This window comes from Oerskovia gallyi, assembly GCF_014836745.1.
Classification (GTDB): Bacteria; Actinomycetota; Actinomycetes; order Actinomycetales; family Cellulomonadaceae; genus Oerskovia; species Oerskovia paurometabola.
In genome coordinates, this window is sequence record NZ_JACSQE010000012.1 from 50,279 (window position 1) to 73,251 (window position 22,973).

The window sequence follows — 22,973 nt, forward strand, 5'->3', positions numbered from 1 at the left end:
GGTAGCCGTTGCCCCCGAGCAGGGTGTCCGCGCGGGACGGGGGCGGTGCTCAGGGATGCACGACGACGTCGGCCCGGTCCCGCGTCGAGGCCACCAGCCGGGCGTTGGTCTCGTCGGAGCCGAGCACCCAGTCCCGCGCGGCAGCGAGCGACCTGCCGTGCCGGACGTGGCGGGCCACGAGACGCTCGACCCGGGTCTCGTCGGGAAGCTCCACGAACCACACCTCGTCGAGGAGTCCGCGTACCGCGTTCCAGCGCCCCTCGTCGTGGCCCTCGCCGAGCAGCAGGTAGTTGCCCTCCGTGAGCACGAGCTCGACGTCGGGCGTCACGGGGATCGACCCGGCGACGGGCTCCTCGAGGTCCCGGTCGAACGCCGGGGCGTAGACCGTGGCTCCCGGGCGCGGCGACCGGAGCCGTTCGAGGAGCGCCACGAAGCCGTGCGCGTCGAACGTGTCCGGTGCCCCCTTCCGGTCGCGGCGCCCCAGTCGCCCGAGCTCCACGTCGGCGAGGTGGAACCCGTCCATCGGCACGACGACGGCGCGCACCGCCGGCGCCCCGGAGACCGGGTGCGCGAGCGACGCGAGGACCTCGCCGGCGAGCGTCGACTTGCCGGCTCCCGGCGCACCCGCGATCCCGACGAGCACCCGCACGGGACCGCCCGGTCCCTGCGCACGCCGTGCCGTGTCGACGAGCGACCGGCACCGCGCCGCGAGGGCAGCCGCGACGTCACCCTCGACCACGACCTGCTCACCCTCGATCGGCATGCGTCGCCCTCTCGTCTCGTCACCCTCGGCGGGCTCGCGTGTAGCCCTCGGCGGCTGAGACCGTCACCCTCGGCGGAGCAGCTCCGCGACCACGCCCGGCAGCGCCTCTGCGACGTCCAGCGCCGCGACGGGTCCCCCCGGGTTCGCCCGGGCGCCCGCCCACCCGTGGACCGTAGCAGCCGCAGCAGCGAGCTCTGCCGCCAGGCCGGGCTCCTGCACCACACGCTCGCTGTACGCCGCCAGCAGGGCACCCAGAAGACCCGTGAGGACGTCTCCTGCCCCGGCCGTCGCGAGCCACGCGGGTCCGTCGGCCTGCGACCACGCCCCGGCCGGACCGACCACCACGGTCGCCGCCCCCTTGAGCAGCACGGTCGCGCCCGTGAGGTCGTGCGCCCTGCGCGCCCAGCGCACCGGCTCTGCCTCGACGCCCGCGCGGTCGACGTCCTCGCCCCGCGCTCGCAGGAGCGCCGCGAGCTCCCCCGCGTGCGGCGTCAGGACGACCGACGCCGGACAGCGGTCCGGGAGCAGCGACAGGGCCCCGGCGTCGACCGCGGCCGGTACCCGCGGTCCCGCCACGTCCTCGGCCAGCACCCCGCACGCGATTGCGAGCGCGTACCGGGTCCGCTCGTGCTGCCCGGCGTCCGCGCTCTGCTCGCCGTCTCCGTTCCCGCCGCTGTCCCGTGCGCCACCTCGCTCCTCCGCCGCCGGGATCCCCGAGCCGAGCGCCCACGCCTGCACCCTGCCCTCGGCGGGCACGGCCTCGGGGCGCGCCGAGACGACGACGTGAGCGACGTCGTCGGGCCCGCGATAGCGGACCATGCCCGCGCCCGCGCGGACCGCCGCCGTGACGGCCAGGACCGCCGCGCCCGGGAAGGTGGGCGTGCCGGCGACGACGCCCAGGACACCGCGCGTGTACTTCTGGTCGGTCGGACCGGGGACGGGCCACAGGCGAGCGACGTCGGCGCGCTCGAGGCGCCGCACCACCGGGCCGCGCGCACCACCGACGTCCTCGAGCCCGACGTCGACGAGCGTCACGACCCCGGCGAGATGCGTCGCGGGGGGCAGCAGCAGCCCGGGCTTGAGCGCGCCGAACGTGACCGTCCGGTCGGCGGGGAGCACCGGCCCGGGGACCGAGCCGTCGTCGACCCCGATGCCGCTCGGCGTGTCGACCGCGACGACCCACGGGCCCCCGTTCCCCGACCCGGCCGAAGGCACCCGCCCCACAGCCCTGCGCGTCCGCCGCGACCGCTCGTCCACGAGAGCCCCGACCAGCTCCCCTGCCAGGCCACGCAGCGCCCCGCTCGCGCCGATCCCTACCAGCCCGTCGACGACCACGTCGGCCGCGAGGACCGTGTCCAGGACCTGCGACCAGCGAGCGCGCACGGCCGGTGCCGTCAGGTCGAGCACCCTCCCGCCCGCGCGACGCAGGGCCGCCACCCCCTCGGCGTGCGGGTGCTCGCTCGTGCAGACCGCCTCGACCGCGACACCGCGCCGCGCCAGGTACGCCCCCGCGAACAGGGCGTCGCCGCCGTTGTTGCCCGAGCCCACGAGGAGCACCACACCTCGACCGGTCACGCGCCGAGGTCGCGCTGCGCCGTCGGGCGTCCCGCTGTGCGGGCCGCGCCGAAGGTCCTGCGCCACGACGGTCGCGAGCGCGAACGCGGCCCGTTCCATGAGCGGGACCCCGCGGTCGAGCAGCGGCTCCTCCGCGGCGCGGACCTGGGCGGCGGTGAACGCTTCGATCATGGGCCCATCCTGCCCCGCCGCCACGCTCCCCGCCGGACCACCGGCGCACCGGACCCGGCGCGCCCGCGGTCTCCCGGGCTAGATTGGCGACCATGCGATTCGGACTCTTCATCCCGCAAGGCTGGCGCCAGGACCTCGTCGGCATCGACCCTTCCGAGCAGTGGGAGACCATGCGCTCCCTCGCGCGCCACGCGGACACCGCACTGGCCGGCGAGCGCCTCCCGGGTGCGCGCCACGCGTGGGAGTCGGCGTGGGTCTACGACCACTTCCACACCGTGCCCGAGCCCACGGGCGAGGCCACGCACGAAGCCTGGACGCTCATGGCCGCGTTCGCCGCATCGACCGAGCGCGTGCGTCTGGGCCAGATGTGCACGTGCATCGCCTACCGCAACCCCGCCTACCTCGCGAAGGTCGCCGCGACCGTCGACATCGTGAGCGGCGGCCGCACCGAGATGGGCATCGGCGCCGGCTGGTACGAGCACGAGTGGCGTGCCTACGGCTACGGCTTCCCCGGCGCGGGCGCGCGCCTGGGCGCGCTCGACGAGGGCGTGCAGGTCATGGAGCAGATGTGGCGCACGGGATCCGCGACACTCGACGGCACGTACTTCCAGGTCGACGGCGCACTGTGCCACCCGCAGCCTCTCCAGGTCCTCGACGGCGTGGGGCCGGACGGCGCCGACGCCCCGAGCATCCCGCTGTGGATCGCGGGCGGCGGCGAGAAGAAGACGCTGCGCATCGCGGCCCAGCACGCGCAGTACACGAACTTCGACGGCCGGCTCGAGGACTTCACGCACAAGTCGGAGGTGCTGCGCGGGCACTGCGAGGCGATCGGGCGCCCCTTCGAGGAGATCACGCGCTCGTCCAACTACAACGTGGTCATCGGGGCGACCGAGGCCGACGTCGAGGACCGCCTGCGGTGGATCGGCGAGCACTACGCCAAGACCGTCCCCGCGAAGGCCGAGGAGACCGTGGCCGACTTCCGCTCGGGCCCGCTCGTCGGTACGCCCGAGCAGATCGTCGAGAACCTGCGCAAGCTCGAGGGCGCGGGCATGACGTACGCGATCACGTACTTCGCGGAGGCCGCGTACGACCGCACCGGCCTCGAGCTGTTCGAGCGCGAGGTCATCCCGGCCCTGCAGGGCTGAGCCGCACTCTGGCCCGTGCCGGCGGCAGGCTCGGTGCCGAGCATGCGGTTGGCGTTCGTCTCGACGTGTTTCACGACGCCAACCGCATGGTCGACCGACACGAACCGCATGCTCGACGGCGGACCCCTCAGCCCTCCGCGACCACCATGGCCGACGCGATCCCCGCGTCGTGCGAGATCGACAGGTGGAACGTCGCGATACCCAGCTCCGTGGCCCGCGCCTGGACCGTCCCCGAGATCTCGACCTGGGGCGCTCCCCCGACGACCCGGTGCACCGTCGCGTCCTGCCAGCGCATGCCGCCGGGCGCACCGAGCGCCTTCGCGATGGCCTCCTTGGCGGCGAACCGGGCCGCGAGCGACGAGGGGGGCAGGTCCCGCTCGGCCGGGGTGAACAGCTTTTCGCGCAGGCGCGGCGTGCGTTCGAGCGTGTCCATGAACCGCGCGACGTCGACCACGTCGATACCCACCCCGATGATCATGCGCTCACCCTATGCGCTGGCGCCGGCCTGCCGAGGGCCGCGAGGGCCCGGCCTCGGACGCCGGAAGCCCGCCGGGCGCGGGCACGGCGGGCTTCCGTCGGAGAGCGGGACGGCCGTCTACTCGACCGTGACCGACTTCGCGAGGTTGCGTGGCTGGTCGACGTCGAGCCCCTTGGCCGTGGCGAGGGCCATGGCGAAGATCTGCAGCGGGACGACCGCGAGCAGCGGCGACATGAGGGTGGGCGACTGCGGGATCCAGAAGATCTCGTCGGCGTACGGCAGCACCGCGTCGTCGCCGTCCTCGGCGATCACGAGGGTCCGCGCGCCGCGCGCCCGGATCTCCTGGATGTTGGAGACGACCTTGGAGTGCAGCGAGTCGCGCCCGCGCGGCGAGGGCACGACGACGAACACCGGCTGCCCCTCGTCGATGAGCGCGATGGGACCGTGCTTGAGCTCGCCCGCGGCGAAGCCCTCGGCATGGATGTACGCGAGCTCCTTGAGCTTGAGCGCGCCCTCGAGCGCGACGGGGAACCCGACGTGACGCCCCAGGAAGAGGACCGACGTCGCGTCCTTCATGGAGCGCGCCACGGCGCTGACGTACTCGCCGCGCTCGATGACGGTCTGGATCTTGCGGGGCATCTCGCGCAGGTCGTCGAGGATCTCGCGGATCTCGTCGGGGAACTTGTTGCCGCGCAGCTGCGCGAGGTAGAGGCCCAGGAGGTAGGCCGCGGTGATCTGCGACAGGAACGCCTTGGTCGAGGCGACGGCGATCTCGGGCCCGGCGTGCGTGTACAGGACGGCGTCGGACTCGCGCGGGATGGTCGACCCGTGCGTGTTGACGATCGAGATGACCTTGGCGCCCTGCTCGCGCGCGTGGCGCACGGCCATGAGCGTGTCCATGGTCTCGCCGGACTGCGTGACGGCGACGACGAGCGTCTTCTCGTTGACGATCGGGTCGCGGTAGCGGAACTCGTGGGCGAGCTCGACCTCGACGGGGATGCGGCACCAGTGCTCGATCGCGTACTTCGCGACGTGCCCCGAGTAGGCGGCCGTGCCGCACGCGACGACGATGATCTTGTCGACGGTCCGCAGCACGGCCTCGTCGATCCGCAGGTCGTCGAGGACGAGGCGGCCCTCGGCGTCGGTGCGCCCGAGCAGGGTGTCGCCCACGGCGTGCGGCTGGTCGTGGATCTCCTTGTCCATGAAGGACGTGAAGCCACCCTTCTCGGCGGCTGCGGCGTCCCAGTCGACCGTGAAGCGCGTGGCCTCGGCGGGCTTGCCGTGGAAGTCGACGACCTCGACGCTGTCCGGGGTGATGGTGACGATCTGGTCCTGGCCGAGCTCGAGCGCTTCCTTGGTGGACGCGATGAACGCGGCGACGTCGGAGCCGAGGAAGTTCTCTCCGTCCCCGAGCCCGACGACGAGCGGCGAGTCGTGCCGGGCGCCGACGACGGTGGTCGGGGCGTCCGCGTGGACGGCGAGCAGGGTGAACGTTCCTTCGAGCTGGCGGGCGACGTAGGCCATGGCCTCGGTCAGGTCCCCCGTGCGGCGGTAGGCACGGGCGAGGAGCTGGGCGGCGACCTCGGTGTCGGTCTCGGAGAGGAACGTGGCGCCGTCGGCGAGCAGGGACTCGCGAAGTCCGCTGTAGTTTTCGATGATCCCGTTGTGGATCACGGCGAGGCGGCCGTCGTCGGCGAGGTGGGGGTGCGCGTTGGTGTCGTTTGGGGCGCCGTGCGTCGCCCAGCGGGTGTGCCCGATCGCCGCGGAGGCCGCGGGCAGCGGGTGCGCCTGGAGCTCGTCGACGAGCTTGACGAGCTTTCCGGACTTCTTGGCCGTCGCGACGTCCGTCTGGTCGGGCGCGACGAGCGCGACCCCGGCCGAGTCGTAGCCGCGGTACTCGAGCCTGCCGAGTCCTTCGAGGACGACGTCGAGGGGTCGCCCCGACGCTTCAGGAGGGCCTGCGTAACCCACGATTCCACACATGGTTTCGGAGTCTAGCCGGACGTCCTGGAGGCTTCGCAGCCGCGACATCTTGCGGTTCTTTGTTAGCGGTCCGGCCTGTTCGTGTTCACGGTGCGGCCCGACGTCCGGCAGAATCGTCCGAGTGGTTCCTTCCTCCGACCTGCCCGTCCCTCCGCTCGAGGGCGCTCCCGCGACCGATCAGGACGCCTCGCCCGGGTCCAGGCGCCTGCCCGACCTCTCGACGGCGTCCCCGTACGTCGATCTGGACCGTTCAGCGTGGAGCAGGCTCTCCGAGTCGACGCCGCTGCCGCTGACGGACGCCGACGTCGTCAAGCTCCGCGGCCTGGGCGACCCGATCGACCTGGCGGAGGTCGACGCGATCTACCGCCCCATCTCGCGGCTGCTCAACCTCTACGTGACGGCGACGAGCGGCCTGCACGAGGCCACCTCGACGTTCCTGCGCGAGAGCTCGACCCGCACGCCGTACGTGATCGGGGTCGCGGGGTCGGTCGCCGTCGGCAAGTCGACGACGTCGCGCATCCTGCGCGAGATGCTCGCCCGCTGGCCGGAGACCCCCCGGGTCGAGCTCATCACGACGGACGGATTCCTCTACCCGAACGCCGAGCTCGCACGCCGCGGGCTCATGGAGCGCAAGGGGTTCCCCGAGTCGTACGACCGGCGCGCCCTGATCCGGTTCCTGTCTCGCGTCAAGGCGGGAGTGCCCGAGGTCCGCAGCCCCGTGTACGACCACCTGACCTACGACATCGTCCCGGGGGCCGAGACCGTCGTCCGCCGACCGGACGTCCTCATCGTGGAGGGCCTCAACGTCCTCCAGCCGGCCCGTCCGGGACCGTCCGACGACCAGGCGGTCGCGGTGAGCGACTTCTTCGACTTCTCGATCTACGTCGACGCGCGCACGCGCAACATCCGCCAGTGGTACGTGGACCGGTTCCTGTCGCTGCGCCGGACGGCGTTCGCGCGCCCCGAGTCCTACTTCAAGCGCTACGCGACCCTCACGGACGAGGAGGCCGTCGAGAAGGCCAAGTCGATCTGGGACTCGATCAACGCGCCGAACCTGGAGGAGAACATCCTGCCGACGCGGGGGCGCGCGACTCTCGTGCTGACGAAGGGCTCGGACCACTCGGTCCAGCGCGCCCGCCTGCGCAAGGTCTGAGCGCGCCGGAGGTCAGGAGGCGCGACGGACCACGCTCGGGTCGCCCTCCACGCCCGACGACGTCGCGGTGGTCGGGTCGGTCGGCTCGCCGTGGATCGGGGTGGCGCCGGCTGCGTCCTGGACGGCTTGCCGAGCGGCCTCCCGGGCCCGGCGCCTGCGTGCCATGGCGTTCATGACGCGGTCGACGATCACGCCGGACAGCACACCCATGACGACGCCGATGACCATGGCGAGCAGCGGCTGGTGCCCGAGCCACTGCGCTGCCACGAGCCCGATGAGCACCGAGTAGAGGGCCCAGGTGACGGCGGCCAGGCCGGAGTAGGCCATGAAGCGGCGGCGGGGGTATCCCACGGCGCCTGCGGTCATGTTGACCGCGACCCGGCCGATCGGGACGTAGCGGGCCGCCAGGATGAAGGCTGCGCCGCGCGCCTTGAGCGCCTGGTCGGCCCACGCGACCGCCTTGCGGCCGCGCACGGTCCGCAGGAAGCGGATGCGCTCGGTCCCGATCCCGCGGCCCAACGAGTAGGCGATCTGGTCGCCCGTCCAGGCTCCTGAGGCAGCGATGACCAGGACGAGCACGAGGTTCGGGTTTCCCGAGGCGCTGGCCGCGACGGCGAGCGTGATGACGACCGACTCGCTGGGGATCGGCGGGAAGAAGCCGTCGATCGTCGCGAAGGCGTACAGGGCGGGGTAGATCCATGCGGACGCCGCGAGCGCGAGGACCCAGATCTCCAGGTTCTCCAGGAAGGTCGAAACGGCCTCGATCACGGGTCCTCTGTTCGTCGGTCGGCGGGGCGGACCAGGCTGGTCACCGGCTGGTCACCGGCTGGTCACAGGCATCGTGTCGACGCCTGTGACCAGCCTACGGATACGGAGGCCCGACACCATCGGGGAAACCCCCCAGTCTGCCCTGATGTCGACCCCCACCTTCCGAGGACGATTCTGCCGGATCGTCAGGCCGGTCACGTCATCCTCCGGAGGGAGATCCACCCCTAGGGAGGTCCCCCGCAGGGATGCTGTGACGTCCTCCGGACGATGTGTTCCGTGCTCCGGGCGCGCGTTCGGTGCTCCGGTCCCCGCGACGTCAGGGCAGCCGGAAGCCCAGCACCTCGGACGCCTCGGTGGGGTCCGGGGTGCCACCCCAGTACCGCATCATGTTGTCGTTCGAGGAGAGCGACCGCAGCTCCGCGTGGTCGAGGTAGAGCTCGCCCCGCAGGTGGTCGGTCTCGTGCTGGACGATCCGCGCGGGCCATCCCGTCAGGACCTCGTCCACGGGCGCACCGTGCTCGTCCTGCCCGGTCAGGCGTACGGACCGGTGCCGCGCGACGACGGCCTGCCACCCGCTGACGCTCAGGCAGCCTTCGAAGAAGGACCGCCGTTCGTCGTCCGCCGCGGTGTAGGACGGGTTGACGAGCACCCGGAACGGCACGGGGTACCGCTCCCGGAGGTCCGCGTCCTCGGGGTCGGTGACGCCCGCGTCCTGGACCACGGCGACCGCGAGCCCTAGCCCGACCTGCGGGGCGGCGAGCCCGACGCCCGGGGCCGCGTGCATCGTCGTGCGCATCGCCTCGACCAGCCGGGGGAAGAGGTCCCCAAGCTGCCCGGTGTACGCCAGGGCGGGACGGCGAAGGACGGGGTGCCCGGCCTGCACGATGGGCAGCACGCCGTCGTCGTACCGTGCGAGGTGCGCCGCGACCTGGTCCCTCAACGACTCGTCGACGGGACCGGCGAACCCGCCTCCCGGCCCGGGGGCGGCAGGTCGACCCGTCACAGGGCCAGCCGGTCCCGGACGACGCCCGCGAGGGACTCGGCGACAGCGTCCGCGGTGGCCTGCGTCGCTGCCTCGACCATGACCCGCACGAGCGGCTCGGTGCCCGAGGAGCGCAGGACCACGCGCCCGGTCTCGCCGAGACGCTCCTCGGCGGCCGCGACGGCCTCCTGGAGCACCTCGTCGGTCGCGGTCCGCGCCTTGTCCACGCCGCGCACGTTGAGCAGCGTCTGGGGCAGCTTGGGCACGGCGCCCGCGAGGTCGGCCAGCTTGGCGCCGGACTCCTGGATGCGCGCAGCGAGCTGGAGCGCGGTCAGCACGCCGTCGCCCGTCGTGGCGAACTGGGACAGGATGATGTGGCCCGACTGCTCGCCACCGAGCGTGTACCCCTTGGCACGCATCTCCTCGAGCACGTAGCGGTCGCCGACCCCGGTCTGGACCGTGCGGATCCCGGCCTCGCGCATCGCGAGGATCAGGCCGAGGTTGCTCATGACGGTCACGACGAGCGTGTCGTCGGCGAGGCGGCCCTTGTCCTTCTCGGCGAGCGCGAGCACGCCCATGATCTGGTCCCCGTCCACGAGGACGCCGCGGTGGTCGACCGCGATGCAGCGGTCCGCGTCGCCGTCGAACGCGACACCGAAGTCCGCCTCTGACGCCACGACGACGGCCTGGAGCTGCTCGGGGTGGTTGGACCCGCACTTCTCGTTGATGTTGCGCCCGTCGGGGCTCGCGTTCATCACGACGACGTCGGCGCCCGCGGCACGCAGCGCGGCAGGTCCGACGTCGCTCGCGGCGCCGTTCGCGCAGTCGACCGCGATCCGCAGGCCGGAGAGCGGGAGCGCGTCCCCGGTCGCCCCGATGCTCGCGATGAGGTGCTCGACGTAGTCGGCACCGGCGCTCCCGGTGTCTCGGCGCACGCGGCCGACCTCGGCGCCGAGCGGGCGGTCCCACTCGGCGTGGAGCTGGCGCTCCATCTCGTCCTCGAGCGAGTCCTCGAGCTTGATGCCGCCGCGGGCCAGGAACTTGATGCCGTTGTCGGCCATCGGGTTGTGCGAGGCCGAGATCATCACGCCGAAGTCCACGTCGAGCGTGCTCGTGAGGAACGCGACGGCCGGGGTCGGCAGGACGCCGACGTCGAGCACGTTGACCCCGGCGCTCGCGAGGCCCGCGGTCACCGCCGCGCCCAGGAACTCGCCCGAGGCACGCGGGTCTCGCCCGATCACGGCACGCGGACGGTGCCCGTCGGGTTGTCCGGTGCGTCCCAGCACGTTCGCGGCAGCCACGCCCAGGCCGAGCGCGAGCTCGGCCGTGACGTCCCTGTTCGCCAGCCCCCGCACGCCGTCGGTGCCGAACAGTCGTCCCATGAGTTTTCCTCCCTCAACGGGACGGTACAGGCACCAGGGCCTGCCCCGCCCCCGCCGCGAGCCGACCGGTCCGGTCGCTCGTCAGCATCCCTGACAAAAGACGACGGCCCCGGTGGACTGTGTCCACCGGGGCCGTCGTGCGCAAGCGCTGGATCAGCGCTTGGAGTACTGCGGAGCCTTACGGGCCTTCTTGAGCCCGGCCTTCTTGCGCTCGACGACGCGTGCGTCGCGAGTCAGGAAGCCGGCCTTCTTGAGTGCCGGGCGGTTGTGCTCGGCGTCGATCTCGTTGAGCGCACGGGCGATGCCGAGACGCAGGGCGCCGGCCTGGCCGGACGTGCCACCACCGTTGATGCGGGCGATGACGTCGAAGCGACCCTCGACGTCGACCAGCTTCAGCGGGGAGTTCACGAGCTGCTGGTGCACCTTGTTGGGGAAGTACCCCTCGAGGGTGCGGCCGTTGATCTTCCACTGGCCGGTGCCGGGCACCAGGCGCACGCGGGCGATGGCCTCCTTGCGACGGCCCAGGGCCTGCGCGGGGGCGGTGATGCTCTGGCCACGGCCCGTGGGGGCTGCGCTCTCAGAGGTGTAGTTGCTGGGAGTCTCTTCGTCCAGCACGTCGATGTCGACGGTGGTCTCGGCCACTGGTGTGTCCTCGCGTCCTAAGTTCTCGTCTACGAGCAGGCGGAGCCTACTGCGCGACCTGGGTGATCTCGAAAGTCTTCGGCTGCTGCGCGGCGTGCGGGTGCTCAGAGCCTGCGTAGACCTTGAGCTTGCCGAACTGGGCGCGGCCGAGCGAGGTCTTGGGGATCATGCCGCGGACGGCCTTCTCCACAGCACGCTCGGGGTGCTTCTCCAGCAGGTCGCTGTACGCGACCGCCCGAAGACCACCCGGGTAACCGGAGTGGGTGTAGGCAAGCTTCTGCTCGCGCTTGTTGCCGGTCAGGGCGACCTTGCCGGCGTTGATGACGATGACGAAGTCACCGCCGTCGACGTGCGGAGCAAAGGTGGCCTTGTGCTTGCCACGGAGCAGGGTCGCCACGTGGGTGGCGAGACGGCCCAGGACGACGTCGGTCGCGTCGATGACGTACCAGTCACGCTGGACGTCGCCGGGCTTCGGGGTGTACGTACGCACGGTCGTAGCCTTCGTTTCGTGTCTTCGGTGTCTTCGGCGCAGGAGCCTGCGTCCGACAAGTCGTTTGGCCTTCGGTTGACTGCTGTCCAGGTCACGGAGCGAGTGGGCGCACAAGTGACGAGATACCGAAGGGGAAGCACAACGACTCAACAGACTACCTGGACGGCCCGTGCAGGGTCAAAACATGCTGCGTCACACCGAGGGCGGTGAGGCCCCTCGGTGAGCAGCGTGCCCGACGGCGCACGCACGGGCGCCAGAGCGCCGGTTCAGGCGGTTGCCCGGTGGTGGTCGTGGGAGAGGCCGGTGGTCGCGCCTTCCCGAGGACGAGGATACGCGCCGGGGCGCAGGTCGGCACACGCGTCGCACTGGAGCGTGCGCGCGACGCCCGCGCAGTCGGCGCAGAACAGGCGCAGCGTCTGGCAGCCCGGGTCGACGCAGTTCTCGTACTTGGCCGTCGGGCCGCCGCACTCGCTGCACGCGCCGAGCGGGACGGTCTCGGTCCCGAACTCGACGTGCATGCGCTCGTCGAACACGTAGAGCGACCCCTCCCACAGCCCCTGGTCGCCGAACGTCTCGCCGTAGCGCACGATCCCGCCGTCGAGCTGGTAGACCTCCTCGAAGCCGCGCGCGAGCATGAGCGAGGACAGGACCTCGCAGCGCACGCCGCCCGTGCAGTAGGTCACGACGGGGCGGCCCTTGAGGTCGTCGTACGCGCCCGAGTCGAGCTCGGCCACGAAGTCGCGGGTCGTCTCGACGTCGGGTACGACCGCACCACGGAACTTGCCGATCGCGGCCTCGAACGCGTTGCGGCCGTCGAAGAACACGACGTCCTCGCCACGCTCGGCCACGAGCTCGTGCAGCGCCTCGGGGTCGAGGCGAGCCCCGCCGTCGACCACGCCGTCCTGGTCGACGGTGAGCTCGTCGACCGCGCCGAAGCTCACGAGCTCGGGTCGTACCTTGACCGACAGGCGCGGGAAGTCGCGGCCCGTGCCGTCCGACCACTTGACGTCGATCCCGGCGAAGCCCGGGTACTGCTTGGTGGTCTTGACGTACTGCTTGAGGTTCTCGACCGTCCCGCCCAGCGTCGCGTTGATGCCGTGCTCGGAGACGATGACGCGTCCCGTCAGTCCCCACTGCTCCCCCAGGGAGCGTTGCCACAGCTGCACCGCGCGCGGGTCGGCGAGCGGTGTGAAGGCGTAGAAGAGGATGATCTTGGGGACGGCCATTGCTCCATTTTAGGAGCCCGACGGCGGCGTGCAGGTCGTGCTACCGGCCCGCCGCCGTACGTGTGGCCTTCCTCACCGCACGCTCACCGCACGCCGCCGGGTCCGGCACCTGCCGGTCACCGCTGGCGCTTGACCCGCTCGACGTCCCAGACCGGTTCAGGAGTCTCGACGACGCGCCCGTCGGAGCCGAACACCACGAACCGGTCGAAGCCGCGCGCGAACCATCGGTCGTGCGTGACGGCCAGCACCGTGCCCTCGAACGCCGCGAGGCCCGACTCGAGCGCCTCGGCCGAGTGCAGGTCGAGGTTGTCGGTGGGCTCGTCGAGCAGCAGCAGGGTCGCTCCCCCGAGCTCGAGCAGCAGGATCTGGAAGCGCGCCTGCTGCCCACCCGACAGCGTCTCGAAACGCTGCTCGGCCTGACCGACGAGCTCGTAGCGGTCGAGCGCCTTGCTCGCGGGCTCGCGGCCCATGCCGTCACGGGCGCCGTCGCCGCGGTGCAGGATCTCGAGGAGGGTGCGGCCCTCGAACTCGGGGTGGGCGTGGTTCTGCGCGAACCACCCCGGGCGCACCCGTGAGCCCAGCACGGCACGGCCGGTGTGGGCCACGGGCGGGACGATCGCGCCGTCACCCGAGCCCGACGCGTCCCCGGCACCGTCGAGGACCGGGCGGTGCTCGACGTCCGGGTCCGACCCACCGCGAGCGAGCAGGCGCATGAAGTGCGACTTGCCCGAACCGTTGGACCCCAGGATCGCGACGCGCTCGCCGAAGAAGACCTCGAGGTCGAACGGCGCCATGAGCCCCGTGAGCTCGAGCTGCTCGCACGTCACTGCCCGCTTGGCCGTGCGCCCGCCCGTGAGGCGGACCTTGACGTTCTGCTCGTGCGCCAGGACCTGCGGCGGGCCGGCCTCCTCGAACTTGCGCAGGCGCGTCTGGGCGGCCTGGTACCGGCTCGCGAGCCCGTCGTTGAAGGCGGCCTTGTTCTTGAGGGTGTTGACGAGGTCCTTGAGCTTGGCGTGCTCCTCCTCCCAGCGGCGCAGGAGCTCCTCGAGGCGGCTGCGACGGTCGGCCCGGGCCTCGGCATACGTCCCGAAGCCACCGCCGTGGACCCAGATCGTGCCGCCGGCCGCCGTGGGCTCGACGGTCGCGACCTGGGTCGCGGTCCGGGCCAGGAGCTCGCGGTCGTGGCTGATGAAGAGCACGGTCTTGGGCGAGGCCGCGAGCTTCTCCTCGAGCCACCGCTTGGTGGGCACGTCGAGGTAGTTGTCGGGCTCGTCGAGGAGCAGCACCTCCTCGGGGCCGCGGAACAGTGCCGTGAGGACGAGACGCTTCTGCTCGCCGCCGGACAGCGTGCGGACCTCGCGGAACTGGGCCTGCTCGAACGGGATCGACAGCACCTCGTCCGTGACCTTGTCCCACTCGGCCTCGGCCTCGTACCCGCGCGCGTCGGCCCAGTCGGCGAGCGCCTGCGCGTAGCGCATCTGGGACGGGGTGTCGTCGACCGTCATGATGTCCAGCTCGGCCGCCGCGAGCTCGCGCGCGGCGTCGCGGATCGAGGGCTGCGCGAGGTCGACGAGCAGGTCACGGACCGTGCGCTCGTCGTCGATGCGGCCCACGAACTGGCGCATCACGCCGAGCCCGCCGCTGCGTCCCACCGTGCCCCCGTGCGGGGAGAGGTCGCCCGCGACGATGCGCAGGAGCGTCGTCTTGCCGGCGCCGTTGGGCCCGACGAGGGCGACCTTGGCCCCGTCCGCGACGCGCAGGGTCGCCCCGGCGAGGAGGGGGCGCCCGTCGGGCAGGAAGTAGCTGATGTCGCTGATGTCGATGTGACCCACGGGCACATCCTCCCTGCCCGATGCCCTCGTTGACGATTCCTTTCGCCGACGGTGACGTACCTGACCGCCGACGGTGACGTCCACGCCTGCCCAGGGTGACCGCCTGCCGAGCGCACCGTCGCCCCCGGGGGCGCTCCGCCGTCGGGCAGCGCGCCCGGCCGTCACGGGCACGCGGAGTCCCACGCGGGCTGCGAGAACGCCTCCGCGGTGACAGTGTGGAGGGATGAGCGACGACACACCTGCCACCCGGACAGACCCCGCCCTCGGCACCGAGGGCGACTCCGACCAGCTCCAGCGCGACGACACCCTGGTCGACCGCGGCGTCGACGACGTGCTCGACGAGGGATACGCCCCGCCCGAGCGTGCGCCCCTGACCTACGCGCACCCCGAACGGCTCGAGGAGGACGGCGAGTCGCTCGACCAGCGCCTCGCCGACGAGGAGCCCGAGGACTGGGAGACCGACCCGCTCGACCGGCCTGACACGACACGCTCGGGGCGCCTCGTGGCGGACCCCGACGCGCTCGACGGCCGCGTCAACGACACCTACGCCGACGACGCCGGGATCGACGGTGCGGCGGCGAGCGCCGAAGAGGCCGCGATCCACATCGTCGAGGAGCCGTAGGGGCTACGGCGTCGGGGACGTCCCGGCCGCGTGCGGGGGCGCACCCGCGTCCCACACGTCCTCGTCCATGCGCACCGCACGGACGCGCTCGGCCCGGGCCGCGAGCTCGTCGTCGGGCGGGTAGGTGACCTCCTCGAGCACCAGGCCGTGCGGCGGGACGACGCCGGCGCCCGCGTCCCTGCGCCTCGCCGCCAGGACCTCGGCCGGCCACGAGACGGGACGACGCCCCTCCCCCACGGCGACCGACGCCCCGACCAGCGCACGGACCATGTTGTGGCAGAACGCGTCCGCACGGACGTGCGCGACGACGAGCCCCGCGTCGGGCCCGCCGGTCGCCCGCTCCCAGGACAGGTGCTGCAGCTCGCGGATCGTGGTCGCGCCGGGCCGCGGCTTGCAGAACGCCGCGAAGTCCCGGACACCGAGCAGCGGCTGGAGCGCCTCGTGCATCGCGTCCGCGTCGAGCGGCTTGCGGTTCCACAGGACCCACTCGCGGCGCAGGGGGTCGCGCAGGGCGGGGTCGTCGACGATGCGGAACGTGTAGCTGCGGAACAGCGCCGAGAATCGCGCGTCGAACCCCTCAGGCGCAGGCGCCGCCCGGTGGACCACGACGTCGCCGGGAAGCACCCCTCCGAGGCGCGCGACGAGCGCGTCACCAGGGGTGCGGTCCGAGCGGCCCGGCATCGCGTCCCACGCAGCCCGCGGCAGGTCGACGTGCGCGACCTGCCCGCGCGCGTGGACCCCCGCGTCGGTCCGGCCCGCGACGGTCAGGCGCGGCGGTTCGCCCCGCAGGATTCGTCCGAGCCCCTCCTCGAGGGCCCCTTCGACCGTCCGCAGGCCGGGCTGACGTGCCCACCCGGCGAAGGCCGTGCCCTGGTAGGCGAGGTCCAGGCGGACGCGGACCGGCTGCTCGTTCGTCACGTGCACCTACGCTAGCGCCCGTTACTGTGCTGACATGCCCGAACGCTCCTCCGGCCCCGACTCCCCCGAGCTGCGCACCCTCGCGGTGGACTGCGGCGGCGGCGGAATCAAGGCCAACGTGCTCGACGCCGCCGGGACCGCGCACGCGACCCCCGTCCGGGTCCCGACGCCGTACCCCCTGCCCCCGTCGCTCCTGGTCGACGTCGTCGCGCAGATCGCCGACCGCCTGCCGCCCGCGGACCGGGTCACGGTCGGCATGCCCGGCATGATCCGCCGCGGCGTCGTCGTGCACACCCCGCACTACATCACGCGCTCGGGGCCGCGCAGCAGGATCGACCCGGCGCTGGCCGAGCAGTGGGCCAGCTTCGACGTCCAGGCGGCCGTGGGCGAACGCCTCCGGATGCCCGCGCTCGTCCTCAACGACGCCGAGGTCCACGGGGCGGGGGTCGTCGCCGCGTCAGGACTCGAGCTCGTGCTCACGCTCGGGACCGGGCTGGGCTCGGCACTGTTCCACGGCGGACGCCTCGCACCACACCTCGAGTGGTCGCACGCGCCCGTCCGGCGCGGCACGACGTACGACGAGTACGTCGGCGAGGTCGAGCGGCGGCGCCTCGGGAACGGCCTGTGGTCACGGCGCGTGGTCGCGCTCGTCGAGGGGCTGCGGCCCGTGTTCTGGTGGGACCGGCTCTACCTGGGCGGAGGCAACTCGCGCCAGATCACGCCGTCCGCGCTCGAACGCCTCGGCGACGACGTCGTGATCGTGCCCAACTCGGCGGCCCTCGTGGGCGGGGCAAGGGCCTGGGACCTGCCGCTCGCCTGACCTACCGGTCGAGCTCGCGGTGCGCCGCGAGGACCGCCCGGTTGAACGCGACAGGACGGTCGAGGCTCACGAGGTGCTTGGCACCCGGGATCACGACGAGCTCGGCCCGCGCGCCACCCGAGCGTGCCGCCGCGACGTACGCGCGCTCCCCGAACCGGAAGTGGTCCCACCGCCCGTTGACGAACCACACGGGCGAGTCCGTCGCCGACAGCGCGGACAAGGGCACCGTGCGTCCCACCTCGTCCAGGATCGCCGTCATGGTCGTCAGCGCGAACCCACCCGCCCCGATGTCCTCGATACCCGCCGCAGGGAGCGTCCTGCGCACGAGCGCCTGGTTGAGCGCGGCACCGTTGTCGGGCAGCCTCTCGATCCGGTCCGCAGCGACGCGCCAGGCGACGCGCAGGCGCGACGCCGGCACGGTGCAACAGCTCGCAGCGACGAGCCCCACGACCTGCCCGGGGAACCGCGCACGGTGCTCGATCCCCACGTACCCGCCGAGCGAGAGCCCGACGACGAGCGCGCGGCCTCCCAGGCCGTCCACAGCCCCGGCGACGGTCGCCACCGCACCGTCGAGCGTGAACACCTCGTCCGTCCGCTCGCCGTGCCCGGGCAGGTCCACGGCCGAGGCCACGATGCCGGCACGATCCATGGCCTCGAGCTGCGCCCGCCACATCGTGCGGGACGTACGCGAACCATGGACGAACAGCACCGGCAGACCCATACGGACCAATCTAGGGGCCCGACGGCTCGCGCACCCGCACGACGGGCGCTCGGCCGTCGGGTACCCGCCGGCGGGTACGGCGAAGGGCCCGGCACCAGATGGTGCCGGGCCCTTCAGAAGATACCCGTCCGGCTGAGCCGGGGCGGGATCACTTCTCCTTCGAGTCCTTGGCGTCCTCGACGGGGGCGTCCTCCACGACGGGAGCGTCCTCGACGACGGGAGCGTCCTCGATCTTGGCGTCCTCGACCGGGGCGTCCTCGACCTTGGCAGCCTTGGGCTTGCTGGCCTTCTTTGCAGCCTTCTCGGCCTCGCGGACGACGGCCTGCTTGGGGCTGACGGGCTCGGTCACGAGCTCGATGACCGCCATGGGGGCGTTGTCGCCCTTGCGGTTCCCGACCTTCGTGATGCGCGTGTAGCCACCGTTGCGCTCCGCCATCTGCGGGGCGATCTCGGTGAACAGCGTGTGCACGACGGACTTGTCGCGGACGACGGTCATGACGCGACGACGAGCCGCCAGGTCACCGCGCTTCGCGAACGTGATGAGGCGCTCGGCCACCGGGCGCAGGCGCTTGGCCTTGGTCTCGGTGGTCGTGATGCGGCCGTGCTCGAAGAGCTGCGTGGACAGGTTCGCGAGGATGAGACGCTCGTGAGCCGGGCCACCGCCGAGCCGCGGACCCTTGGTGGGGGTAGGCATTGATCTTGCTCCTTAGAAGTGGATCGTGCGTGCGGCCGCGCCGCGAGCACGGAAGGTCAGAACTGCTGCTGCCCGTCGGAGAACGTCGCCTCGTCCTCGTCGGCCTCGTAGTAGTCCGCCGTGGAGGGGTCGAAGTCCAGCGGCGAGTCCTTGAGGTTCAGGCCGAGCTCGGCGAGCTTCTCCTTGACCTCGTTGATGGACTTCGCGCCGAAGTTCCGGATGTCCAGCAGGTCTGCCTCGCTGCGAGCGACGAGCTCGCCGACCTGGTGGATGCCCTCGCGCTTGAGGCAGTTGTACGAGCGGATCGTGAGGTTGAGCTCCTCGATAGGGAGCGCGAGGTCCGCAGCGAGCGCGGCGTCCGTCGGGGACGGGCCGATCTCGATGCCCTCGGCCTCGACGTTCAGCTCACGGGCGAGGCCGAAGAGCTCGACGAGCGTCTTGCCGGCCGAGGCCAGCGCGTCGCGCGGGGAGATCGCCTGCTTCGTCTCGACGTCGACGATCAGCTTGTCGAAGTCGGTGCGCTGCTCGACACGGGTCGCCTCGACCTTGTACGTGACCTTGAGGACCGGCGAGTAGATCGAGTCGACGGGAACACGGCCGATCTCGGCGTCGAAGGACTTGTTCTGGTTCGCGGAGACGTAGCCACGTCCACGCTCGACCGTCAGCTCGATCTCGAGCTTGCCCTTGTCGTTGAGGGTGGCGATGTGCAGGTCCGGGTTGTGGACCTCCACACCCGCCGGCGGGACGATGTCCGCGGCGGTGACCGCGCCAGCACCCTGCTTGCGCAGGTACATCACGACCGGCTCGTCGTTCTCCGAGGAGACCACGAGGTTCTTGATGTTGAGGATGATCTCGGTGACGTCTTCCTTGACACCGGCAACGGTGGTGAACTCGTGGAGGACACCGTCGATGCGGATCGAGGTCACTGCAGCGCCCGGGATGGACGAGAGCAGGGTGCGACGAAGCGAGTTGCCGAGGGTGTAGCCGAAGCCAGGCTCGAGCGGCTCGATGGAGAAGCGCGAACGGTTCTCCGAGATGACCTCTTCGGTCAGGGTGGGGCGCTGTGCGATCAGCACTGGTGTGTTCCTTTCGGTGTGCGTCCGCTATATGACGCATCACGGGCAACGCGTGCTCCTGGACGGGACTCTGTCCACCCGTCCAGGGTGCTGCGCCCGTCGTCGCGCCGGCCGGCAGGACCGGGGGCGACGCGACGACGAGCGGAGCAGAGGATCAGACGCGGCGACGCTTCGGGGGGCGGCAGCCGTTGTGAGCCTGAGGCGTGACGTCCTGGATCGAGCCGACCTCGAGGCCCGTCGCGGTGAGCGAACGGATCGCGGTCTCACGGCCGGAGCCGGGGCCCTTGACGAAGACGTCGACCTTCTTGACGCCGTGCTCCTGGGCGCGGCGGGCCGCGGACTCAGCAGCGAGCTGCGCGGCGAACGGGGTCGACTTGCGCGAGCCCTTGAAGCCGACGTGCCCGGCCGAGGCCCAGGCGATGACGGCACCGGTCGGGTCGGTGATCGACACGATCGTGTTGTTGAACGTGCTCTTGATGTGCGCCTGGCCGTGGGGGACGTTCTTCTTGTCCTTGCGGCGCGGCTTGCGGGCCGCGGTGGCGCGAGTCTTGGGAGGCATTTCTGGATCTTCTCCTGGTCTGAGGTGTTCGGACCGGGTCGGCGTGCGCCGCGCGGGTGAGCTCGAGGCTCAGGCGTGCTGCACGCGTTCCACGGACTACTGCTTAGCGGGCCTTCTTCTTGCCGGCCACGGTGCGCTTGGGTCCCTTGCGGGTACGCGCATTGGTCTTGGTGCGCTGCCCGCGGACGGGCAGGCCACGGCGGTGACGCAGGCCCTCGTAGCAGCCGATCTCGACCTTGCGGCGAATGTCAGCAGCCACCTCACGGCGGAGGTCACCCTCGAGCTTGTAGTTGCCCTCGAGGTAGTCACGCAGCGCGACGAGCTCGGTGTCACCGAGGTCCTTCACGCGAACGTCCGGGGAGATCCCGGTGGCGGCCAGCGTCTGCTGGGCGCGGGTACGGCCGACGCCGTAGATGTAGGTGAGCGCGATCTCGAGCCGCTTCTCGCGGGGGAGGTCGACGCCGACAAGACGTGCCATGTGCCTTCCGGCTCCTGTTACTTCGTTCGGAGGTCTACCGCACCATCTTCCCGCGGAGCTGCGGGCCCCGGCCTCCGAGCCGGGGGTTCCCCTCAGTGGGCCTGTGCGGCCCGACCGTGAGGTTCGTGGTGGTGCGCTGGTTGGCACCCGAGGGTGCCGGCGATCGGTCCGCTCTCGCGGACCTGGATCACCGTGCGCCGGAGCGCCGGGGACTCAGCCCTGGCGCTGCTTGTGGCGCAGGTTCTCGCAGATCACCATGACGCGACCGTGCCGGCGGATCACCTTGCACTTGTCGCAGATCTTCTTGACGCTGGGCTTGACCTTCATCAGTCTGTTCCTCCGCCGCCGCACGCACGCGCGGGCGAACCCAGGCCTGCGGCAGCAGTTGTTTCGAGTGGTGGATTCTTGACGACTACTTGTAGCGGTAGACGATCCGGCCACGGGACAGGTCGTACGGGCTCAGCTCCACCACCACTCGGTCCTCGGGGAGGATCCGGATGTAGTGCTGTCGCATCTTGCCCGAGATGTGAGCCAGAACCTTGTGCCCGTTGGCCAGCTCCACGCGGAACATCGCGTTCGGCAGGGCCTCGACCACGCTGCCCTCGATCTCGATGACACCGTCCTTCTTTGCCATATCCTCCGCTAACTCTCGTCCGAACTGCTTCCCACGCACCCGTGCTCTACGAGGACCGGTGAGTGGACGTCGTGTGCATTCCGCCCTGCTGCCCGGTCGGTTGAACTCGAACAGGGAACGCGGACTACACCCAGCGGACTATCCTACGGCATTGATCCAGGAGAAGGAACCGGAGCCACTGTGCTGCCGGACACGTGGACGCCAGACGACCTCGTCGGCCCTCGCTGCGCGGACGTGAGGAGATCTGCGGGGGCCGCGCGGGAGCCCGCACGACGCGCCAGGCCCCTCCTGAACGGGGCCTGAGGGCCCGACGGCCGTGCTACCGCTCCCCCGGCACGTCGACGGCCCGTCCCCTGCCTGATGGGGCAAGGAACGGGCCGGTCGCCGAGGGCGGGGCTCAGACGTCGAGGGGGGCGACCGTCACGCCGAGCTCGGCGAGCTTTGCTGCGCCGCCGTCCGGGGCCGTCAGGACCCAGATGCCGTCCTCGAGGATCGCGACGCTGTGCTCCCAGTGCGCGGCACGCGCACCGTCGTCGGTCACGACCGTCCAGTCGTCCTCGAGCACCTGCGTGAACCGCTCGCCACGGGTCACCATGGGCTCGATCGCCAGGCACATGCCCGGCTTGAGCCGTGGCCCACGCTCGCGCGTGCGGTAGTTCAGGACGTCCGGCGGCTGGTGCATCGACGTCCCGATGCCGTGCCCCACGTACTCCTCGATGATCCCGTACGGGACGCCGTCCGCCGCTGCCGACGACTCGATCGAGTCCTCGACCGCGTTGCCGACGTCCCCCAGGCGCTCCCCGGTCGCCAGGGCGGCGATACCGGCCCAGAGCGCCCGCTCGGTCGCCTCGACGAGCGCGACGTCCGCCGGGTCTGCGTCGGGCAGGACGAACGAGAACGCGGAGTCCCCGTGCCATCCGTCGACGATCGCACCACAGTCCACCGACACCACGTCGCCCGGGAGCAGCTCGCGCGTCCCCGGGATGCCGTGCACGACCTCGTCGTTCACGGACACGCACAGCGTCGCCGGGTAGCCGTGGTAGCCGAGGAACGACGGCGTCGCGCCGGCGTCACCGATCACGGCCGCGGCCAGCGCGTCCAGGTCCGCGGTCGTCATGCCCGGACGCACCGCCGAGCGGACCGTGGCGAGCGCGTCAGCGACCACCAGCCCCGCCCGGCGCATCGTGCGCACCTGGTCGACCGTCTTGTACTCGATCTTCTCGCGACCGAACACTTCGCGTTCCTACCGTCCCCGGGTCAGCCGACGAGAGGCGCGAGCGCCTCGACGAGACGCGCGGTCACGTCGTCGATCTCACCGATGCCGTCGACCTGGGCCAGCAGGCCCCGCTCGGCGTAGGCGGACGTGAGCGGAGCGGTCTGCTCGGCGTAGATGTCGAGACGGCGGGCGATCGCCTCCTCGGTGTCGTCCTCGCGCCCCTCGATCTCCGCGCGCTTGCGCAGGCGGGCGAGGAGCTCGTCACGGTCCGCGGTGAGCTCGAGGACCGCGTCCAGCTCGACGCCGAGGTCTGCGAGGATCCCGTCGAGCTCGACGACCTGGGCCGCGTTGCGCGGGTAGCCGTCGAGGATGAAGCCGCGCGCGACGTCGTCCTGCGCGAGGCGGTCACGGACCATGTCGTTCGTCACCGAGTCAGGGACGAGCTCGCCCTTGGCCGTGTACTCCTGCACCAGCTTGCCCAGCTCGGTGCCGCCCTTGATGTTCGCACGGAAGATGTCGCCCGTGGAGATCGCCGGGATGCCGTAGTGCTCCGCCAGACGAGCCGCCTGGGTGCCCTTGCCGGCGCCCTGGGGACCCATGATGATCAGGCGAGCGGAGCCCGTGCTGGAGCGCGGAGCGTCGGAG

At 71.7% G+C, this 22,973-nt stretch carries 25 protein-coding genes; 4 read left to right on the forward strand and 21 right to left on the reverse strand.

All coding sequences use genetic code 11. The annotated features are described in order from the left end of the window. Positions 1 to 49 precede the first annotated feature (49 nt). Together H9640_RS14715 and H9640_RS14720 are read right to left on the reverse strand one after the other, a co-directional pair. Entirely contained in the window at positions 50 to 763 is a 714-nt protein-coding gene (locus H9640_RS14715; RefSeq protein ID WP_191791495.1) for a nucleoside/nucleotide kinase family protein, read from the reverse strand. 63 nt (positions 764 to 826) lie between these two features. Beyond that, positions 827 to 2,509, reverse strand: a complete 1,683-nt coding sequence (locus tag H9640_RS14720; RefSeq protein ID WP_191791497.1) for a bifunctional ADP-dependent NAD(P)H-hydrate dehydratase/NAD(P)H-hydrate epimerase — start codon at positions 2,507 to 2,509, stop codon at positions 827 to 829. A gap of 92 nt (positions 2,510 to 2,601) precedes the next feature. On the opposite strand from H9640_RS14720, the gene H9640_RS14725 reads away from it, so the two are divergent. Further along, positions 2,602 to 3,654 carry an LLM class F420-dependent oxidoreductase gene (locus H9640_RS14725; protein ID WP_191791499.1) on the forward strand — a complete coding sequence of 351 codons (1,053 nt, stop codon included), beginning with the start codon at positions 2,602 to 2,604 and terminating at the stop codon, positions 3,652 to 3,654. A 127-nt stretch (positions 3,655 to 3,781) separates the two neighbouring features. On the opposite strand, the gene H9640_RS14730 is transcribed toward H9640_RS14725, so the two are convergent. Both H9640_RS14730 and glmS read right to left on the reverse strand, forming a co-directional pair. Next, positions 3,782 to 4,132: a holo-ACP synthase gene (locus tag H9640_RS14730; RefSeq protein ID WP_191791501.1), complete on the reverse strand. Its 351-nt coding sequence runs from the start codon at positions 4,130 to 4,132 to the stop codon at positions 3,782 to 3,784. 117 nt (positions 4,133 to 4,249) lie between these two features. Further along, positions 4,250 to 6,115, reverse strand: a complete 1,866-nt coding sequence (gene glmS, locus H9640_RS14735; protein WP_191791503.1) for a glutamine--fructose-6-phosphate transaminase (isomerizing) — start codon at positions 6,113 to 6,115, stop codon at positions 4,250 to 4,252. Positions 6,116 to 6,320: 205 nt separating this feature from the next. Between glmS and coaA the strand changes: the two genes are divergently transcribed. After that, a complete protein-coding gene (gene coaA / locus H9640_RS14740; protein WP_191791640.1) occupies positions 6,321 to 7,268 on the forward strand; it encodes a type I pantothenate kinase in 948 nt (315 codons plus the stop codon). A gap of 12 nt (positions 7,269 to 7,280) precedes the next feature. On the opposite strand, the gene H9640_RS14745 is transcribed toward coaA, so the two are convergent. The 7 genes from H9640_RS14745 to H9640_RS14775 all read right to left on the reverse strand — a co-directional run bounded on the left by H9640_RS14745 (position 7,281) and on the right by H9640_RS14775 (position 14,590). Continuing rightward, positions 7,281 to 8,036, reverse strand: a complete 756-nt coding sequence (locus H9640_RS14745) for a DedA family protein (RefSeq protein ID WP_191791504.1) — start codon at positions 8,034 to 8,036, stop codon at positions 7,281 to 7,283. Positions 8,037 to 8,352: 316 nt separating this feature from the next. Beyond that, on the reverse strand, positions 8,353 to 9,039 hold the full coding sequence (locus H9640_RS14750) for a peptide deformylase (RefSeq protein WP_318243792.1): 687 nt from the start codon (positions 9,037 to 9,039) through the stop codon (positions 8,353 to 8,355). Then, positions 9,036 to 10,400, reverse strand: a complete 1,365-nt coding sequence (gene glmM, locus H9640_RS14755) for a phosphoglucosamine mutase (RefSeq protein WP_191791505.1) — start codon at positions 10,398 to 10,400, stop codon at positions 9,036 to 9,038. The genes H9640_RS14750 and glmM overlap by 4 nt, the downstream gene beginning before the upstream one ends. A gap of 153 nt (positions 10,401 to 10,553) precedes the next feature. Next, positions 10,554 to 11,042: a 30S ribosomal protein S9 gene (gene rpsI / locus H9640_RS14760; protein ID WP_138825522.1), complete on the reverse strand. Its 489-nt coding sequence runs from the start codon at positions 11,040 to 11,042 to the stop codon at positions 10,554 to 10,556. A 46-nt stretch (positions 11,043 to 11,088) separates the two neighbouring features. Beyond that, complete coding sequence (gene rplM, locus H9640_RS14765; protein WP_030151909.1) at positions 11,089 to 11,532, reverse strand: 50S ribosomal protein L13; 444 nt, start codon at positions 11,530 to 11,532, stop codon at positions 11,089 to 11,091. A 266-nt stretch (positions 11,533 to 11,798) separates the two neighbouring features. Next, positions 11,799 to 12,758, reverse strand: a complete 960-nt coding sequence (gene trhO / locus H9640_RS14770; protein ID WP_191791507.1) for an oxygen-dependent tRNA uridine(34) hydroxylase TrhO — start codon at positions 12,756 to 12,758, stop codon at positions 11,799 to 11,801. A 116-nt stretch (positions 12,759 to 12,874) separates the two neighbouring features. Then, positions 12,875 to 14,590 (reverse strand): ABC-F family ATP-binding cassette domain-containing protein, encoded by a 1,716-nt coding sequence (locus H9640_RS14775; protein ID WP_191791509.1) that lies wholly within the window; start codon positions 14,588 to 14,590, stop codon positions 12,875 to 12,877. 223 nt (positions 14,591 to 14,813) lie between these two features. On the opposite strand from H9640_RS14775, the gene H9640_RS14780 reads away from it, so the two are divergent. After that, complete coding sequence (locus tag H9640_RS14780) at positions 14,814 to 15,212, forward strand: DUF5709 domain-containing protein (RefSeq protein WP_191791511.1); 399 nt, start codon at positions 14,814 to 14,816, stop codon at positions 15,210 to 15,212. A gap of 3 nt (positions 15,213 to 15,215) precedes the next feature. Here the strand turns inward: H9640_RS14780 and truA are convergent, their stop codons facing one another. Further along, positions 15,216 to 16,130 (reverse strand): tRNA pseudouridine(38-40) synthase TruA, encoded by a 915-nt coding sequence (truA, locus tag H9640_RS14785; protein ID WP_191791513.1) that lies wholly within the window; start codon positions 16,128 to 16,130, stop codon positions 15,216 to 15,218. A 34-nt stretch (positions 16,131 to 16,164) separates the two neighbouring features. On the opposite strand from truA, the gene H9640_RS14790 reads away from it, so the two are divergent. Beyond that, positions 16,165 to 16,950 (forward strand): ROK family protein, encoded by a 786-nt coding sequence (locus H9640_RS14790; RefSeq protein WP_191791515.1) that lies wholly within the window; start codon positions 16,165 to 16,167, stop codon positions 16,948 to 16,950. A 1-nt stretch (position 16,951) separates the two neighbouring features. On the opposite strand, the gene H9640_RS14795 is transcribed toward H9640_RS14790, so the two are convergent. From H9640_RS14795 to H9640_RS14835, 9 genes are all read right to left on the reverse strand, one after another. Further along, positions 16,952 to 17,671, reverse strand: coding sequence for an alpha/beta fold hydrolase (locus tag H9640_RS14795; protein WP_191791516.1), 720 nt, complete (start codon positions 17,669 to 17,671; stop codon positions 16,952 to 16,954). 148 nt (positions 17,672 to 17,819) lie between these two features. Further along, positions 17,820 to 18,365 carry a 50S ribosomal protein L17 gene (gene rplQ, locus H9640_RS14800; RefSeq protein ID WP_191791518.1) on the reverse strand — a complete coding sequence of 182 codons (546 nt, stop codon included), beginning with the start codon at positions 18,363 to 18,365 and terminating at the stop codon, positions 17,820 to 17,822. 56 nt (positions 18,366 to 18,421) lie between these two features. Next, positions 18,422 to 19,441: a DNA-directed RNA polymerase subunit alpha gene (locus H9640_RS14805; RefSeq protein WP_030151917.1), complete on the reverse strand. Its 1,020-nt coding sequence runs from the start codon at positions 19,439 to 19,441 to the stop codon at positions 18,422 to 18,424. Positions 19,442 to 19,595: 154 nt separating this feature from the next. After that, positions 19,596 to 20,000: a 30S ribosomal protein S11 gene (gene rpsK, locus H9640_RS14810; RefSeq protein ID WP_030151918.1), complete on the reverse strand. Its 405-nt coding sequence runs from the start codon at positions 19,998 to 20,000 to the stop codon at positions 19,596 to 19,598. 103 nt (positions 20,001 to 20,103) lie between these two features. Next, entirely contained in the window at positions 20,104 to 20,478 is a 375-nt protein-coding gene (rpsM, locus tag H9640_RS14815; protein ID WP_030151919.1) for a 30S ribosomal protein S13, read from the reverse strand. A gap of 213 nt (positions 20,479 to 20,691) precedes the next feature. Next, the gene (gene rpmJ / locus H9640_RS14820) at positions 20,692 to 20,805 is read right to left on the reverse strand and encodes a 50S ribosomal protein L36 (protein WP_009740505.1); all 114 of its coding nucleotides are present in this window, start codon (positions 20,803 to 20,805) and stop codon (positions 20,692 to 20,694) included. Between the two features lie 85 nt (positions 20,806 to 20,890). Next, positions 20,891 to 21,112, reverse strand: coding sequence for a translation initiation factor IF-1 (infA, locus tag H9640_RS14825; protein ID WP_012867920.1), 222 nt, complete (start codon positions 21,110 to 21,112; stop codon positions 20,891 to 20,893). 397 nt (positions 21,113 to 21,509) lie between these two features. Continuing rightward, entirely contained in the window at positions 21,510 to 22,346 is an 837-nt protein-coding gene (map, locus tag H9640_RS14830; protein WP_191791520.1) for a type I methionyl aminopeptidase, read from the reverse strand. Positions 22,347 to 22,369: 23 nt separating this feature from the next. After that, on the reverse strand, positions 22,370 to 22,927 hold the full coding sequence (locus tag H9640_RS14835) for an adenylate kinase (protein WP_191791642.1): 558 nt from the start codon (positions 22,925 to 22,927) through the stop codon (positions 22,370 to 22,372). Positions 22,928 to 22,973 lie beyond the last annotated feature (46 nt).

Coding starts and splice junctions, on each gene's coding strand:
- infA (WP_012867920.1), bottom strand. CDS start 21,112: ATGGCAAAGAAGGACGGTGTCATCGAGATCGAGGGCAGCGTGGTCGAG.
- glmM (WP_191791505.1), bottom strand. CDS start 10,400: ATGGGACGACTGTTCGGCACCGACGGCGTGCGGGGGCTGGCGAACAGG.
- rpsM (WP_030151919.1), bottom strand. CDS start 20,478: ATGGCACGTCTTGTCGGCGTCGACCTCCCCCGCGAGAAGCGGCTCGAG.
- H9640_RS14835 (WP_191791642.1), bottom strand. CDS start 22,927: ATGGGTCCCCAGGGCGCCGGCAAGGGCACCCAGGCGGCTCGTCTGGCG.
- H9640_RS14725 (WP_191791499.1), top strand. CDS start 2,602: ATGCGATTCGGACTCTTCATCCCGCAAGGCTGGCGCCAGGACCTCGTC.
- rpmJ (WP_009740505.1), bottom strand. CDS start 20,805: ATGAAGGTCAAGCCCAGCGTCAAGAAGATCTGCGACAAGTGCAAGGTG.
- rpsK (WP_030151918.1), bottom strand. CDS start 20,000: ATGCCTCCCAAGACTCGCGCCACCGCGGCCCGCAAGCCGCGCCGCAAG.
- glmS (WP_191791503.1), bottom strand. CDS start 6,115: ATGTGTGGAATCGTGGGTTACGCAGGCCCTCCTGAAGCGTCGGGGCGA.
- H9640_RS14720 (WP_191791497.1), bottom strand. CDS start 2,509: ATGATCGAAGCGTTCACCGCCGCCCAGGTCCGCGCCGCGGAGGAGCCG.
- H9640_RS14790 (WP_191791515.1), top strand. CDS start 16,165: ATGCCCGAACGCTCCTCCGGCCCCGACTCCCCCGAGCTGCGCACCCTC.
- trhO (WP_191791507.1), bottom strand. CDS start 12,758: ATGGCCGTCCCCAAGATCATCCTCTTCTACGCCTTCACACCGCTCGCC.
- rplQ (WP_191791518.1), bottom strand. CDS start 18,365: ATGCCTACCCCCACCAAGGGTCCGCGGCTCGGCGGTGGCCCGGCTCAC.
- H9640_RS14795 (WP_191791516.1), bottom strand. CDS start 17,671: ATGGGTCTGCCGGTGCTGTTCGTCCATGGTTCGCGTACGTCCCGCACG.
- H9640_RS14780 (WP_191791511.1), top strand. CDS start 14,814: ATGAGCGACGACACACCTGCCACCCGGACAGACCCCGCCCTCGGCACC.
- H9640_RS14715 (WP_191791495.1), bottom strand. CDS start 763: ATGCCGATCGAGGGTGAGCAGGTCGTGGTCGAGGGTGACGTCGCGGCT.
- H9640_RS14730 (WP_191791501.1), bottom strand. CDS start 4,132: ATGATCATCGGGGTGGGTATCGACGTGGTCGACGTCGCGCGGTTCATG.